This window comes from Fluctibacter corallii (genome assembly GCF_025751585.1).
In the GTDB taxonomy this organism is placed as follows: Bacteria; Pseudomonadota; Gammaproteobacteria; order Enterobacterales; family Alteromonadaceae; genus Fluctibacter_A; species Fluctibacter_A corallii.
Genome location: NZ_JAOWKX010000001.1, coordinates 545,737 through 560,721, shown reverse-complemented (window position 1 = coordinate 560,721; position 14,985 = coordinate 545,737). Strand labels below are relative to the sequence as shown.

General features: G+C 43.4%; 13 protein-coding genes. 6 read left to right on the top strand and 7 right to left on the bottom strand.

What is annotated here, in order from left to right; translation table 11 throughout:
• Positions 1 to 138 precede the first annotated feature (138 nt).
• The gene (gene bolA, locus OE749_RS02515) at positions 139 to 465 is read left to right on the top strand and encodes a transcriptional regulator BolA (RefSeq protein WP_263710767.1); all 327 of its coding nucleotides are present in this window, start codon (positions 139 to 141) and stop codon (positions 463 to 465) included.
• Between the two features lie 69 nt (positions 466 to 534).
• Here the strand turns inward: bolA and OE749_RS02510 are convergent, their stop codons facing one another.
• The 7 genes from OE749_RS02510 to OE749_RS02480 all read right to left on the bottom strand — a co-directional run bounded on the left by OE749_RS02510 (position 535) and on the right by OE749_RS02480 (position 9,363).
• Entirely contained in the window at positions 535 to 2,559 is a 2,025-nt protein-coding gene (locus OE749_RS02510; RefSeq protein ID WP_263710766.1) for a HAMP domain-containing methyl-accepting chemotaxis protein, read from the bottom strand.
• Positions 2,560 to 2,786: 227 nt separating this feature from the next.
• Positions 2,787 to 3,599: a symmetrical bis(5'-nucleosyl)-tetraphosphatase gene (locus OE749_RS02505; RefSeq protein ID WP_263710765.1), complete on the bottom strand. Its 813-nt coding sequence runs from the start codon at positions 3,597 to 3,599 to the stop codon at positions 2,787 to 2,789.
• 1 nt (position 3,600) lies between these two features.
• Positions 3,601 to 3,993, bottom strand: coding sequence for a Co2+/Mg2+ efflux protein ApaG (gene apaG / locus OE749_RS02500; RefSeq protein ID WP_263710764.1), 393 nt, complete (start codon positions 3,991 to 3,993; stop codon positions 3,601 to 3,603).
• A 1-nt stretch (position 3,994) separates the two neighbouring features.
• A complete protein-coding gene (gene rsmA / locus OE749_RS02495; RefSeq protein WP_263710763.1) occupies positions 3,995 to 4,801 on the bottom strand; it encodes a 16S rRNA (adenine(1518)-N(6)/adenine(1519)-N(6))-dimethyltransferase RsmA in 807 nt (268 codons plus the stop codon).
• A complete protein-coding gene (gene pdxA, locus OE749_RS02490; RefSeq protein ID WP_263710762.1) occupies positions 4,798 to 5,784 on the bottom strand; it encodes a 4-hydroxythreonine-4-phosphate dehydrogenase PdxA in 987 nt (328 codons plus the stop codon). The genes rsmA and pdxA overlap by 4 nt, the downstream gene beginning before the upstream one ends.
• Before the next feature lie 3 nt (positions 5,785 to 5,787).
• Positions 5,788 to 7,104 (bottom strand): peptidylprolyl isomerase SurA, encoded by a 1,317-nt coding sequence (gene surA, locus OE749_RS02485; protein WP_263710761.1) that lies wholly within the window; start codon positions 7,102 to 7,104, stop codon positions 5,788 to 5,790.
• A 42-nt stretch (positions 7,105 to 7,146) separates the two neighbouring features.
• On the bottom strand, positions 7,147 to 9,363 hold the full coding sequence (locus OE749_RS02480) for an LPS-assembly protein LptD (protein WP_263710760.1): 2,217 nt from the start codon (positions 9,361 to 9,363) through the stop codon (positions 7,147 to 7,149).
• Between the two features lie 188 nt (positions 9,364 to 9,551).
• Between OE749_RS02480 and OE749_RS02475 the strand changes: the two genes are divergently transcribed.
• The 5 genes from OE749_RS02475 to recJ all read left to right on the top strand — a co-directional run bounded on the left by OE749_RS02475 (position 9,552) and on the right by recJ (position 14,983).
• On the top strand, positions 9,552 to 10,547 hold the full coding sequence (locus OE749_RS02475; protein WP_263710759.1) for an aminoglycoside phosphotransferase family protein: 996 nt from the start codon (positions 9,552 to 9,554) through the stop codon (positions 10,545 to 10,547).
• Entirely contained in the window at positions 10,544 to 11,233 is a 690-nt protein-coding gene (gene murU / locus OE749_RS02470; RefSeq protein ID WP_263710758.1) for an N-acetylmuramate alpha-1-phosphate uridylyltransferase MurU, read from the top strand. Before OE749_RS02475 ends, murU begins: the two co-directional genes overlap by 4 nt.
• Complete coding sequence (gene djlA, locus OE749_RS02465) at positions 11,234 to 12,100, top strand: co-chaperone DjlA (protein ID WP_263710757.1); 867 nt, start codon at positions 11,234 to 11,236, stop codon at positions 12,098 to 12,100.
• Between the two features lie 365 nt (positions 12,101 to 12,465).
• Positions 12,466 to 13,191, top strand: a complete 726-nt coding sequence (gene dsbC, locus OE749_RS02460) for a bifunctional protein-disulfide isomerase/oxidoreductase DsbC (RefSeq protein WP_263710756.1) — start codon at positions 12,466 to 12,468, stop codon at positions 13,189 to 13,191.
• A gap of 64 nt (positions 13,192 to 13,255) precedes the next feature.
• Entirely contained in the window at positions 13,256 to 14,983 is a 1,728-nt protein-coding gene (recJ, locus tag OE749_RS02455) for a single-stranded-DNA-specific exonuclease RecJ (protein ID WP_263710755.1), read from the top strand.
• Positions 14,984 to 14,985: the final 2 nt, after the last annotated feature.

Genomic DNA, 14,985 nt, shown 5'->3' with positions numbered 1-14,985 from the left:
TAAAAAATATATCAATGTCCCTCAAAGAGTTATCAGATTTTATCCAAAAAGCGATGTTTAAATGGGAAAAATAACGCTAGATTTACTCCAAGAAGGATCTTTTTTAGCTCGAAAAAAGTCGTTAAAAGAGGAGAGCACATGAACATTCAAAATAGCATTGAGCAGAAACTTCTGGCCCATTTTGATCCGGCCCATTTGGAAGTCGTGAATGAGAGCTTCATGCACAATGTGCCTGCTGGCTCAGAGACACATTTTAAAGTTGTGCTAGTCACACCACGTTTTTCAGGTGAGCGGTTAATTAATCGCCATCGCGCCGTTAATGCGGTGCTAAAAGACGAACTTGCAGACCAAATACATGCGCTTGCGCTACATACTTATACGGATGATGAGTGGCAATCTTTGTATGGCGGCTCACCTAATTCACCTAAATGCTTAGGTGGTGGATTGCGTAAATCTGTTTCTTAACTCTTTGATTTTCCATGGAAAAGCCCGCTTAAATGCGGGCTTTTTAGAACTTCATTTAAATTTAGCTTATTACACTTTAAATTGTTTAATTGATGCCTGTAGCTCTTCAGCTAACTTTGCGACTTCCAAACTTGACTCGGAGGTCTGCTGAGCGCCTGTCGCCGTCTCTTCTGCGATACCTACGATAGTTTCAAGCTTTTCGCTGATTTCTTGAGATACAACGTTCTGTTCGCGCGCAGATTGCTCGATTTGAGAGCTGACATCGTGGGCTTTGTGAACCGCCTCAGTTATGAGATCTAGCGCTTGAGTCGCTTTTTCGGTCTGCTCCACACATACTGTCGTTTGCTCTTTGCCTTGATTCATGACTGAAACGGCTTTTTCAGCACCCGCCTGCAACACTTCAATCATAGAATTGATTTCTTGCGTTGATTCCTGTGTGCGACTCGCTAAAGTACGTACCTCGTCTGCAACTACTGCGAAACCACGACCTTGTTCACCAGCACGCGCAGCTTCAATAGCAGCATTCAGGGCTAATAGGTTGGTTTGGTCGGCTACACCGCGAATAACATCAAGAATACCGCCAATACTCGCGCTGTCTTGGTGTAGTTTGTTGATCACTTCGGCGGCTTCTTCAACATCTTTGGCTAATACTTCGATAGTACGTTTATTTTCCAGTGATATGGCTTTAACTTTCTCTGCTTCATCATCTGCATGACGAATCTGATTAAGCGTATCTTCTGCATTCTGAGTCACCATTTGTGACGTACTATGCATCTCAGTAGTGGCGGTTGCTACTTGAGCAACTTGTGACTTCTGATCATGAATCGATGCTGTTGTCTGGGTTGTAACTGCAGATGTTTGCTCAGATGCTGCCGCAAGTTGTGCTGCACGGCTGCTAATGCCAGTAATCAGATCTTTAAGGCTCGCAATCAGGTTATTTACACTCTTTGCTAGCTCACCAAATTCATCATCCGATGAATCATCAAGACGACGGGTTAGATCGCCAGATGAGACAACGTGAAGCACTTCGTTTACTTTATCAAGTGGCACTGTAATCGCTCTGACACTCATATACGCAATACCCGTTGCAACAACCAACGAAATGATCACAAATATGGCTACTTGCAATGTGCCGCTTGATACCGCCCCTTCAACATCAGATGCTGCATTCGCGCTCATTGCTTCGGCTTGAGCTAGTAGTTTATTGAGCACTTCTGACGCTTCTTGAATATTTATCTCAGACGCATCAAGCGCTTGCTTGGCTTTAATTTGTTTATTTAGGCGATCAACCTGCGTGGCGAGTAATCCGCTGCTAGATTTCACTTTATTGACGACTGAGTCAACCAACTCAGAAATTTCATCTAATGTGCCTGAAGAATCCTGTCCACCCGCGGCTTCTTGCATCGCTGCCATCTGTCTTTCAACTTCGTCGACAACAATACGCACCTCATTTCCTATGGTTTGTGCACGGGTAAGGTTTTTGGTTTTAATGTAATCTGCGCTTACGGTAAGCAAAGAGAGAAGCGTTGTTTCTAATTTGCTGCCCATTTCTGATGCTTGAGCAAGTGAGTCATTAGATTGCACTTCGTCTAAGTCGGCAAAATCGAGCAGCAGTGTCGATGCGTCGTCTGCGTTTTCTTCAACCTCGTCTACGACATCTTGTAATGCATTGGCTGTTTGTAAGTCTGCTGTGTGGCTAGTGAACATCTCATTGACGTTACTGAGATAGCTTTGGTAAATTTGATCGACACTGGTGAGCGTTTTGTTCAATTCTGGCTGTCTGCTGACCACACTTTTCAGGTGTGAGAATTCCTCTTCAAACGTTTGCTGGCTTGTTTGAAATTTAGCAATTTCGTCTTCTAAAACAGCAAGCTCTCCTTCGTAATACGCTTCAACGGTCAATCTTCCCATATTAATAAATGAGGACTTGAGCTGCGTGCTTCCTTTAAGTGTTGGAATGGCGAGTGTATTCACTTCTTCGGTCGCGCTGTCAATGCTGTTTAAGCTGACGAGCGAAACAGCACTGATGACGATCAGCAAGAGTGAAATGATGGCAAAACCACCGATTACACGCATAGCAACTGTTATTTTCATGTAAATTCCCCTGATACTGCTTTTTTGCACGCAAATTATGTTTGTTCAAGTACAGGTGTAACATTGAACTAGAGACTAAAAACGTTACGCAAGCCCACAACTTTACCCGTTTACTACGTTAAAAAAAAGTAGCAAATCGTTGTGTTGTCTGGTCTGACAAGCTACATCCCTAATGACTAAGTAAACTTAGTTCGACCTAAGTTTTATCGACGAATCGACTTTTTTCTTTAAAAATCAATACTTACTTTTTCATTCTTCTCGAAATGAAAAAGCGTCATAGTGTTACCCCAGACATATCCCGTGTCTAAACCAATAAACGTATTTGTTTGTGTGTTGCCCATTAGCGAGGCCCAGTGACCAAAAAATATACGTTCTTGAGCGTTAAGGTTGGGGTTGGGTGCCGTGAACCACGGTAGCAGTTTTGGGTCATCACATGATACATCGGGCGCGGTTTTACATTTAAAATCCAGTGCATAATCTTGATGTAAAAAGCGCATGCGGGTGCAGGCATCAATAATGAATTTTAAACGAGGGTAGCCACTCAACGATTCGGACCATGTTTGCGCACCCGAGCCATACATATTCTTCAATAGTGCTTCATAATCGTTTGAGGATAACTGTGATTCTACCTCTTTAGAATACTGATGTAATTCTCGCGTCGACCATTGAGGATAAAGCCCCGCGTGAACAATGTGGTTATGCTCATCAAGTGATAGCGCCAGTGGTTTTTCTCGTAGCCACTGACATATCTTGTTGATATCTGGCGACGCAAGTAAGTCAGTCAAATTATCATTTTTTTTAGCGGGTTTTATGCCCGACGCGATAGAAAGTAGGTGTAAGTCGTGGTTGCCCAACACTGTACGAAAGCTGTCTTTTAGCTCCATTAAATAAATCAGTGTACCTAATGAATCCTCACCTCGAGCAACAAGATCGCCAACACTCCACAGCACGTCTTTAGATGGGTTGAAGTCCACCTTGGCAAGTAGCTTTTGTAAACCTTGGAAGCACCCCTGAATGTCTCCGATAATATAGTTTGCCAAACTAGTTAACCAGATTGGGAACAGCAAGGCGGAAAACAGGAATTGACACCTTGAAAGTCACCTCTTCTCCTGCTGTCATTTCATAAAAGCCTTCCATTGTCCCAATTGGTGTATCTAGAATAGCGCCGCTTGAATAGGTAAACGATTTACCAGATTCAATGACGGGTTGTTTTCCTACTACTCCAGGTCCTTGCACTTGCGTTTGTTTACCGTTTCCATCGGTAATCAGCCAATAGCGGTTTAATAATTGAACGGGAATACTATTTTCATTGCGAATGGTAATTTCGTAAGCAAATGCATGTTTATCTTTTTCTAAGTCGTCTTTTTCAACAAACTGAGTGGACACTTCAATGCCTACATTTTGCTGCAACTTTTCTCGTTCCCGTTCTTGCATATTAGTTTCCTACTTTATGGCTGGCTATGTTTGCAAGGTTTGCAAAATCGGACAGCGACAGTTTTTCTGCTCGCAGATCTGGGCTGATACCAGCTTGTTCGATGTCCTCTTCACTAAGCAGTTCTTTAAGACTGTTTCTAATTGTTTTACGGCGCTGATTAAAGGCATTTGCGCATACGGTATTCAGCATATCAACGTTGTCGACCTCGACAGGAGGCGTGTGATAAGGCACCAATCTGACTACCGCAGAGTCGACTTTTGGGGGCGGATTAAATGCGCCTGGTGGCACATGTAAAACGGGCACAACCTGACAATAATATTGCGCCATAACAGATAGGCGACCATAGTTTTTGTTGCCGGGCATTGCTGCCAAACGATTAACCACCTCTTTTTGCAGCATAAAGTGCATATCTTTTACTTTACCCACAAACTCAAACAGGTGAAACATCAAAGGCGTCGAAATGTTGTAAGGAAGGTTTCCAAACACACGAAGTGGACGATCATCGGTCATGAGAGTTGCAAAGTCGAACTTTAGCGCATCTGCCTCGACAATATTGAGTTTTGAAGAAATGAATGGATGACTACGCAAACGCGAAGCTAAATCTCTGTCTAATTCAACGACGGTCAAGGTGTCAATACGTTCACAAACCGGCTCAGTTAGCGCAGCAAGACCTGGACCAATTTCAACTAGGTTTTCGCCTTTTTGGGGGTTAATTGCCGACACAATCTGATCAATAACAAAAGGGTCATGTAGAAAGTTTTGACCAAACCTTTTACGGGCGGTGTGGCCTAAATGCTGTTTACTCATAGTTTCTTTTCTGCAAGGTGGATGGCTTCTGTGATGGCTAAGGTCATACTGCCATCATCAATGTTGCCTGTGCCAGCTAAATCAAGCGCGGTGCCGTGATCGACAGACGTTCGAATAAAAGGTAAGCCAAGGGTGATATTTACAGACGCACCAAAGCCTTTATGTTTAAGTACGGGTAAGCCTTGGTCATGATACATCGCGAGGATAGCATCAGCCTGTTGCATATATTTGGGTTGAAACATTGTATCGGCAGGCAAGGGGCCTGTTATATGCATTCCTTCACTTCTCAAAGCTTCCAAGGCGGGCTCAATAACCTCTATTTCTTCACGACCCAAATGCCCATTTTCCCCTGCATGAGGGTTTAAACCGCAAACAAAAATATGTGGCCGTTTGATACCGAACTTAAGGCGTAGGTCAGTATTAACAATATGCAGTACTTTGTTTAGTCTGTCTTGTGTTATTGCCTTTGCAACATATGCCAGAGGAATATGGGTAGTGGCTAACACGACGCGCAGCCCCTCTGTGGCTAACATCATGACGACGTCTGTTGTATTAGATTCGGCAGCAAAAAACTCAGTGTGTCCGCTGAAGGATATGCCTGCTTGATTGATAATCCCTTTGTGTACAGGGCCTGTTACGACGGCATCGAACGCATCGTTCATGTTTTCTTGGCATGCTTGGCGTAATGTTTCTACCACATAGTGCCCGTTGTCGCTATTCAATTCACCTGGAACACACTTAGTACGCATCGGTATGTGCTTAACAAATAATTGGCCAGCTTGACTGCTCTTGGGCTGGCTGCTGTTGCCTTCATAGGGTATCAGCTCAATGTCAATACCAAGCAGCTTAGCGCGTGTTTCTAGTAACGTAATATCTGCAAAGGCAATGAGCTGAGCTTGCCAGGAACGACTTGCAACTTGAAGTAATAGATCTGGCCCTATTCCAGCGGGTTCTCCAGGCGTTACAGCTATTCTTAGCGTCATAGATTAGCTCTCACCAGCATCAGCAGGGTTAATTACTTCAATATAGGCTGCGTCTCGCATTTCACGTAACCATGCATCGGTTTCTTCTGCAAATTTTCGTTTATACAGCAACTGATAGGCTTTCTCTTCTTTGCGTTTGTCGGTTGCATCATCAATGCGTCTGTCAATTAATTGTACTAAGTGCCAACCATGGGAAGAACGAAATGGCTGGCTGTATTCGTCTTTCTCAAGCGAGGCAAGCGTATCTTTAAACGCGGGGACATAAATCTCTGGATTGGCCCAGCCTAAATCTCCACCACGTAGTGCAGAGCCTGGGTCGGCTGAGTGCTCTTTTGCTAATTCTTCAAATTCTGCTTCGCCGTCAATAAGCTGTTGGCGAAATTCAGCTAACTGCTCTTTAGCGCGCTCTTCACTTAAAATCAGAGATGGCTTGATAAGAATATGACGGGCTTTAACCTCTTCGATTTTTACGACTTCTATACCACGTAAGCCTTGAATTTGAAGTATATGAAACCCTGCTCCGCTTCGAATTGGGCCTATCAGTTCACCCTCGCTCTTACCTTGAACGGCTTCAGCAAACAATGTCGGCATAGAATTAATGTTTAACCACCCCATGTCTCCGCCTTCAAGTGCCTTTGCACCAGATGAGTTAGCGATAGCCAACTTGGCAAAGTCGCCATCTTTGTTGAGGCGCTCAAGAATTCGCTCTGCATTGTTTCTAGCGGTGGCGATGTCATCATCTGTAGGCTCTGGGGGTAAGCCAATGAGTATATGCCCTAGTTTGTATTCAGCTTGTTCTGCACCCTGTTCATCAATTAATTTAACTAAATTATTAATTTCCTGTGGTGTGATGTAGATGCGACGACGAACATTAGCTCTTCTGACTTCGCCAATAATCATCTCTTGTCGTATATCTTCACGATAACGCTCAAAACTAATTCCGTCACGCTCAATATTTTCTCTTAACTGTTGCATGGAAAAGTTATTTTGTGCGGCAATATTGGCAATCGTTTGGTCTAATTGAGGATCACTCACCTGGATACCCATTCTTTTGGCCATATCCATTTGCAGGTGTGTTGTAATTAGCCTTTCAATTGCTTGCACTCTTAGTGCTCGGTCAGAGGGCAATGATTGGTTGTTTGCGATAGCGTTGCGTTTAACTGTCGCGACAAGATCGCTCACTTCGCTCTCTAATATAACGCTTTGATCGACAATTACTGCGACGCGATCTAATGACGTTTGTTTAGCGCTAGTTGTCATTGAAGTGACAGCGAGAGCCAACGCACACATCCAGAAAGAAAGTTTTGTGAATACTGCCATTGATTTCATAGTTATTTACTTAGTTATTTTAAAAATTACGTGTTATTTATTCAGAAGGTAAGGCTGTCGATATCCAAACAAGCCATCATTCAACATGCGATTTGCTTTAGGTTGTCTACCTTCTTCACCAAATTTAAAGCTAAAGCGCAAGTTTACACTTGAATCAAACTCTTCACTGTCTCGCACTCCTTGTTCATTAAATCGATTGGTTAGGTGTCTTTGTGCTATCAGCTGTACCGACCAACAACATGAGTTGTATTGTAAGCCAAGGTAGCTTTCAATGGTACGGCCTCTATCCCAGTCCTTATACCATCGACCAACCCAGTGCCAGTCGTTGTCAATTGGCCAACTTGCAGTAATACCTACTTGATCAATTTCTTCACCTGATAAATTACGCACGTATCGGTGTGAAAGCTGGACGAGTTTATTATCACTTAATTGGTATTCTAGTGAAATGCTACTTCTTTCTAACTTTTCAGATTGCGTGGAAATTTGAAATTCAGTGTGCGCAAACCAACGACTACCTAACTGCCAGTCAACCTCTCCGGCAAGTGCTGAGCGATTGTTCTCTTTGGACGCTTCGAGCACTTTGTTGTCGGAAAGATAGAAAATCTGACCAATACTTACCTTAAATTGTTCCCGATTATTTTCATCAAGTATTCGAGATGTTGCACCAAGAGTCACTTGATTGTGATCGCTAATTCTATCAAGACCAGTAAATTCCTGACCTCTAAATAGCCCATCGAAATCATTGAGTAGACGAGTAGTATCATATAGACCAATCATGGATTGATCTTCATAACTGGTATATAAATATTGAACTTTTGGCTCAAACGTTTGTGTTACAGGTTGACCCAACCACGTGCCATCACGCTCGAAGTTCAGTGCACCGTATAGCCTTACTTGGCCTAATGAGCGTGTTACTTCTTTCTTTAGAGCGGTATTTTTTATGTCTTCTTGTCGATAATACGTATTTAGAAGGCTTGCTTCGGCGACAAATTCGCCCCATGCTGAATAGAGCGGGAATGAGAGTGTAGGAGCTAGATGAAAACGTGTCGCATCTGGCGATAGGTCAGACTCATTGTCGAAATATGCCAGTTCGGAGTGCATGCTAAACTCAAACCCAGCTAACACATCAGTTTTATAGTTCAGTTTTAACTCTGGCAATGCACGGTAACTAGATGGGTGATCACCTATTAATTCAAAATCTTTTAGCTCGAAAGAGAAATCCAGATTGTCAGAGAAATAACTTAGCCCTAAATTTTGACTCAGATGGGTATCTGCACGGCTATAGAAATCGGAATCTAAATCAAGTATGTAGTTATCATCGCTTATTCTGTTCAAATTCGCGCTAATTAGCCAATTGTCTGACAATTGTCCCAGATGAATATAGCGGAAGAAGTAGCGTGAATCTTCGCTCGGCAGATCTTTATCGTGATCTAAATATTCTACGTTGATTTGTCCCGTGTGTTGGTCAACCAGATAGCGAGCTTCCGTTTTTAATTGCAATCCTCGGTTGGTCATCAATCTTGGTGCAAAGGTTAAGTCGTAATTCGGTGCAATATTCCAGTAAAAAGGTTGCTCGTAGGTTAACCCTGTGCTGCTTGAGGTGGATATCTCTGGATAAAGAAAACCAGTTTGACGCTGATTTGTAATTGGAAACGCAAAATACGGTAAATAAAAGACGGGAACATCTTTGATGTAGAAGCGCGTATTGGTCGCCTCGCCCCATGGCTTTTCTGGGTTTAAGCTGATACTAGACGCTTTAATTTTCCAGTCTTCAGATTGAGCCGGGCAGGTTGTAAAGCTAACGTCTTCCAGTCTCAAGCCGCTTTCTGCGTTTAGAGATATCTGCTCGGCATTACCGCGACCATTAAAGTGCGCTAACCGATACTCTGATTCTGTTATGCTAAGATTGCCTGTTAGTAGGTTTATGTTGATGTCTTCAGTGATAACGTCTATTTGCTGATTTCTATAGTTCACATCGCCTGATGCACGCATGGTTTGAGATAACTTATCAATTCGCGCCTGATTAGCAGCAATATAACCGCTGTCGTTGAAAATCGTGACTTTTCCTTCGAAGTTTGCATATGTTGTTTGGTTAATGTCTGCGCGATCAGATTCAACAATGATTTGACCCTTCTGGATAGCAGGAGAGGTCTGTAGTTCTGTAAGCGGCACCAGACATTGACTGTGTTGAGCGTTCACGCAGCCAGAAAAAAGAGCCAGAGGAATAAGATAGCGCTGTTTATTTTCCATACAGTTTATAAATTATTGAATCCCGTTGGTGCCAAGAAATCGAAAATTAAATGTCGATTTTAAGGCTTTGAATATGTTTTGCCAGTAAACAACTAAAAAAAACGATAAATATCTGAATTTAGTTTCTTGTCGCCTTTTAATCTCTCACCGCATTTGGGTATAGTAACCTTGATATACAAGGGGGTGCTGTGAGTCATCAAGTTAAACGACAGGAGCAATTGGTTTCCTGGCTAAAGCAACATTCACAATTTTCTTTTACGTCTTTAAACATCGTATCGGGTGATGCGAGTTTTCGGCGATATTTTCGTTTTCAGTCAAACCAAAAAAGCTATATTGCCGTTGATGCACCGCCTGAAACGGAAGATGTAAATCGTTTTATAGCAGTCGCAGAAGCGTATAGCCAGCATGGCGTGAGAGTGCCCGCAGTGCTGGCTGTGAATGTTGAGCAAGGTTTTTACGTATTAGAGGACTTTGGAGACAAGCAGTTTGCGTCAATTTTTGAATCCAAGTCTGTATCAGATTGGTATCAGTCTGCGTTAAAACAGCTTCCGGCAATTCAATCCTGTACACGCACAGCCCAGGGCAACATGAAGTTTTATGATCAGGCGTTGCTCGATCGCGATTTTGGTTTATTCACTGAGTGGTTAGTGAATAAACTTCTCAGCCTTAAGTTAGATGAAAAGGAACAGCGAGTGCTAAGAGACGCCGAGATCGTATTAGCCAACAATATGCTGGCGCAGCCGCAAGTAGGATGTCATCGCGATTTCCATTCAAGAAATCTGATGATTGTCGGTGACGATGAAATTGGTGTGATTGATTTTCAAGATGCTGTTTGTGGGCCGATTACCTACGATGCGGTATCACTATTAAGAGACTGTTACAAGGCTTGGCCCGAACAGTGGGTAGACGCGCAGTTGAGCGCGTTGCACCAACGCGATTATTCACAGTATCCGCTTTCAACATTCAGACGTTGGTTTGATTTAACGGGTATACAACGACATGCAAAAGCAGCTGGTATTTTTGCGCGATTGCATTTGCGAGACGGTAAGTCAGTGTATTTGGACGACATTCCTACTGCCTTATCATATATTCCGGTTATTGCACGCCGATATACTGATTTGCATGACTTTGCTAATTTGATTGAAATGCGTGTGATTCCTGCATTTGAGAAAAACGTGTTATGAGAGCAATGATTCTGGCAGCAGGCCGCGGCGAGCGTATGCGCCCCCTTACGGATTCAACACCGAAACCACTTTTAAAAGTGAAAGGCATCCCTATTATCGAACACCAAATTAAGAAATTAGTGTCAGCGGGCATAAGCGATATTGTGATTAATTTGGCATGGTTGGGGCAGCATATTTCTGATTATCTCGGTGATGGCTCACGCTTTCGTTGCCGCATTCATTATTCTGATGAAGGTAGTGCGCTAGAGACTGCCGGAGGCATTATTAAGGCGTTGCCATTGCTGTGCCCAGATGACTATTCAGATCAATTTTTGGTGGTGAATGGCGATATTTTTCATGATGTCGATTTGAGTGATGTTATCGAAACGAGTCAGCAGCTCAATGTCAATAATGATGCACATATCGTGTTAGTAGATAATCCTATTCATCATCCAAAAGGGGACTTTGCTTTTACTTCGCCTTTTGTGTCACTTAAATCTGAAAATAGCGCGAGCTATACGTTTGCAGGTATTGCTATATATCACAAACGTTGTTTTGACTCGCTCGCGGTTGATAAGTTACCGTTAGGGCCTATGTTAAGACACATGGCTGAGCGCGGTGTGTTGACCGGTCACCTTCATAATGGGTTTTGGTGTGATGTTGGAACGCCAGAGCGGTTGGCCTGGCTAAATGAGTTGGAGTGGTAAATGCCCATTTGGGGAAAAGTATTAGGTACGTTGTTTGGTTTCATGTTTGGCCGTATACCCGGAGCCATTTTGGGATTCATAGTGGGTCACATGTTTGATCGTGGCTACAGCCAGGATTTCAGCCAACAAGGCGGGTTTAGTCGCTTCTTCACGTCTCAGGATCAAATTAAATCTCAAGCGGTGTTCTTTCATGCGCTCTTTTCCGTAATGGGACATATCGCGAAAGCGGATGGTCAGGTGAAATCTGAAGAAATTCGGGTCGCTACCGCACTTATGGACGAAATGGGACTCGAAGGCGATGTGCGTAAAGAAGCCCAGCAAGCTTTTCGTGAGGGTAAAGAACGGGATTTCCCGTTACTGAAAACCCTGAAGTCTTTTAGTGAAAGTTGTCACGGGCGTCGTGATATTAAGCAAGTTTTTTTAGAAATTCTGATTCAATCAGCTTATGCAGATGGCAGCGTAGACGCAGCAGAGCAACGGGTGTTAGAAAATGTTGCTGAGGGCTTAGGGTTTAAGCAAAATGAATTGCTGTATTTAATGTCAATGTTTGAAGCTGAGGTGCGTTTTCGTCAACATACTCGTTATCAAAGCCAAACTGGACAGTCGCAGCATCAATATCGCCAACGAACCCACCAAAGCGCGCCTAAAGGCCCTACTTTACAAGATGCTTATAAGATTTTGGGGGTTAATAAAAGCGACGATGATCGCGCCATTAAAAAAGCATATAGAAAGCTCATGAGTGAGCATCACCCAGATAAGCTGGTATCTAAAGGCTTGCCCAAACAAGCGATGGAGATAGCAAAAAACAAAGCGCAAGATATTCAGGCAGCGTATGAAATGATTAAACAAGAGCGTGGAATGAAATAATTTGCGAAATAAATGACTCATCAATGAGGTGGAGCTAGCGACGATTGACATTATCTCTTTTCATTAATACGTAATTCGGATATTTTGTTTCCCGTTCGATGTAACAAGTAATACGTGCGCTAAACGTTCTGGCATCGAATCGAATAGTATGCGATGGTTGTGGAAATGGTAGTCTCGTTAATACGTCTATTTTTTGTCGCCTTTTGGGCGTCATACATTTGCAACATAGCTGCTAAATGATAGCGCACACAATACCAAATAAGGTATGTGTTTTCTTTGTTACGCGGTAATAAAGAAATAAAAGGAATATTTTTAACTTATTCCGGTCTTAAGGAATAAGAGGTTTAGATTTGATAGGAAAGAATATGAATTCATGGTTTAAAAAAGCGATACTGGTTTCATCCATCGCTTGTATGGCTGCTTTTTCGCATCAGGTTTTTGCGCAAGAAAACCATGCGCCAGCAATTGATAAAGTTGAAAAAGTGTTAGGGCTGGAAGTCAGTAGTGTAGCTGATGCACCTGTTGATGGATTACTCCAGGTGATCACAAACCGTGGGCTTTTCTATATCAGTCAAGATGGCAAGTATTTCATGCAAGCGCGTATCTTCAACTTGGATGAGGATATGCGTAATGAAACAGAGGAAGCACTGGGCGAAATTCGTAATGAAGGGCTAAAGAAGTTTGAAAACGACGCCATTGTGTTCAAAGCTAAAGATGAAAAGTATGTGGTAAATGTGTTCACTGACATTACTTGTGGCTACTGCCGCAGATTGCACAGTCAAATTGCGGAATACAATGATCTTGGTATTACGGTTCGTTATTTAGCATTCCCGCGAGGCGGCATGCAGAGCCAGTCGTTCGAAGACATGGTATCGGTGTGGTGTGCAAAGGACCCGCTTGAAGCGATGACGACGGCTAAAAGTGGCGATGCAGTTAAGCCTGCAAAATGTGAGAATCCTGTTGCCGAGCAGTATGAGTTTGGTCAGTTAGTGGGCGTGACAGGTACACCTAATATTATCCTTCCTGATGGTTCGTTGATTGGCGGTTATCAACCGGCCCCAATGCTGCTACAATCTCTCAAACAAATTTAATGATAAAGAGGCGAAAGCCTCTTTATTTTTTTAGCTTAATTTCTATATTTTTGTTCATCACGCTATGCCTTTATCCATTTCTCGTCGTCCAAAGGTCGACGATACGCATTTGTCATCTGTCACCCATGCAACACTTCGTCAAATCTATGCCAGTAGAGGGATAAGTGAGCCGTCTGAGTTAGAGACTGGACTTAAAGGCTTATTGCATTACAAGTCAATGCGTGGCATGACTGAGGCTGTATTGGTACTTGAGCGGGCTTTAGCGCAGAGCAAACGCATTATCATCGTTGGAGACTTTGACGCCGATGGTGCCACCAGTACAGCGTTAGTGTTGTTGTCGCTTAGTAAAATGGGCAGCAAAAATCATGACTACCTCGTGCCCAATCGATTTGACTTCGGGTATGGCCTAAGCCCACAAATCGTAGATGTTGCGCATCAGCAAGGCGCAGATGTCATCATTACTGTAGATAACGGCATATCTTGTTTCGACGGTGTCGAGCGAGCAAAGTCCTTGGGCATTGACGTGGTTATCACCGATCACCACTTGCCTTCCGAAACGTTGCCACCCGCTGACGCTATTGTTAATCCGAATCAATATGGCTGTGACTTTGCATCAAAGAGCATTGCAGGCGTGGGCGTTGCATTTTATCTTATGCTCGCTTTACGCGCTGGGCTAATGGAGCGAGGGTGGTTTGAAAGCCAACAACTTGCCGTGCCTAATTTAGCTGAGTTTTTGGATATTGTCGCGCTAGGCACAGTAGCGGATGTGGTTAAGTTAGATGATAACAATCGAATTCTTGTGCATCAGGGGCTACAACGCATACGCAGTGGTCATTGTCGACCAGGCATTCAGGCGTTACTGGATGTTGCTGGACGTAAGCAAACGCAATTGGCGGCCAGTGACTTAGGCTTTGTACTGGGTCCACGGCTCAATGCCGCAGGTAGGCTTGATGATATGTCGATGGGTATTGAGTGTTTGTTGAGTGATGATGTGCATCGTGTGAGACATATTGCCGCGCAACTCGACAGCCTTAATCGTGAGCGCCGTGAAATAGAGTCGTCTATGCAAGTAGAGGCCGAAACTTCACTGAATACGATTCAGTTTAATGAACATCAGCTTCCGCATGGCATTGTGTTGTACAAACCTGATTTTCATCAAGGTGTTATTGGTATTGTGGCGGGCCGGATTAAAGAAAAGTATTACAGGCCGACGATTGCATTTGCACATCAGGATGATGACACGTTGAAAGGCTCGGCTCGCTCTATTCCTGGGTTGCATATTCGTGATTTGTTAGAAGAGATCAATACCAAATATCCCAACGTTATTGATAAATTTGGTGGTCATGCGATGGCGGCTGGACTGTCATTGCCATTGAGCCATTTGGACGAGTTTCAGCGGGCATTTACCGAATGTGCAGAAGCGAACTTACGCGGAAAAAATCTCGAAAATGTCTATATTACCGACGGGGAATTAGCGCTTAATGACTTTAATTTGCAATTTGCAAAGTTGTTGAAAGACGCGGGTCCTTGGGGGCAAGGGTATGAAGAGCCTTGTTTTGACGGTGAGTTTGCATTGCTCGAGCAACGCATTGTCGGACAAAAGCACTTAAAAATGATGTTGTCTACTCCCACTGGTCAACTGGTTGACGCAATTGCATTTAATGTCGATACCGCCATTTGGCCTCAAGCGAGTGTTAAGCGAATACGCGCTGTTTATAAGCTTGATATTAATGAATTTAGAGGCAAAGTAAGCTTACAACTGCTAGTGGAAGGATTGGAGCCGTTGAATTGATC

Coding starts and splice junctions, on each gene's coding strand:
- bolA (WP_263710767.1), top strand. CDS start 139: ATGAACATTCAAAATAGCATTGAGCAGAAACTTCTGGCCCATTTTGAT.
- pdxA (WP_263710762.1), bottom strand. CDS start 5,784: ATGACGCTAAGAATAGCTGTAACGCCTGGAGAACCCGCTGGAATAGGG.
- OE749_RS02480 (WP_263710760.1), bottom strand. CDS start 9,363: ATGGAAAATAAACAGCGCTATCTTATTCCTCTGGCTCTTTTTTCTGGC.
- recJ (WP_263710755.1), top strand. CDS start 13,256: ATGCCTTTATCCATTTCTCGTCGTCCAAAGGTCGACGATACGCATTTG.
- dsbC (WP_263710756.1), top strand. CDS start 12,466: ATGAATTCATGGTTTAAAAAAGCGATACTGGTTTCATCCATCGCTTGT.
- rsmA (WP_263710763.1), bottom strand. CDS start 4,801: ATGAGTAAACAGCATTTAGGCCACACCGCCCGTAAAAGGTTTGGTCAA.
- apaG (WP_263710764.1), bottom strand. CDS start 3,993: ATGCAAGAACGGGAACGAGAAAAGTTGCAGCAAAATGTAGGCATTGAA.
- murU (WP_263710758.1), top strand. CDS start 10,544: ATGAGAGCAATGATTCTGGCAGCAGGCCGCGGCGAGCGTATGCGCCCC.
- surA (WP_263710761.1), bottom strand. CDS start 7,104: ATGGCAGTATTCACAAAACTTTCTTTCTGGATGTGTGCGTTGGCTCTC.
- OE749_RS02510 (WP_263710766.1), bottom strand. CDS start 2,559: ATGAAAATAACAGTTGCTATGCGTGTAATCGGTGGTTTTGCCATCATT.
- djlA (WP_263710757.1), top strand. CDS start 11,234: ATGCCCATTTGGGGAAAAGTATTAGGTACGTTGTTTGGTTTCATGTTT.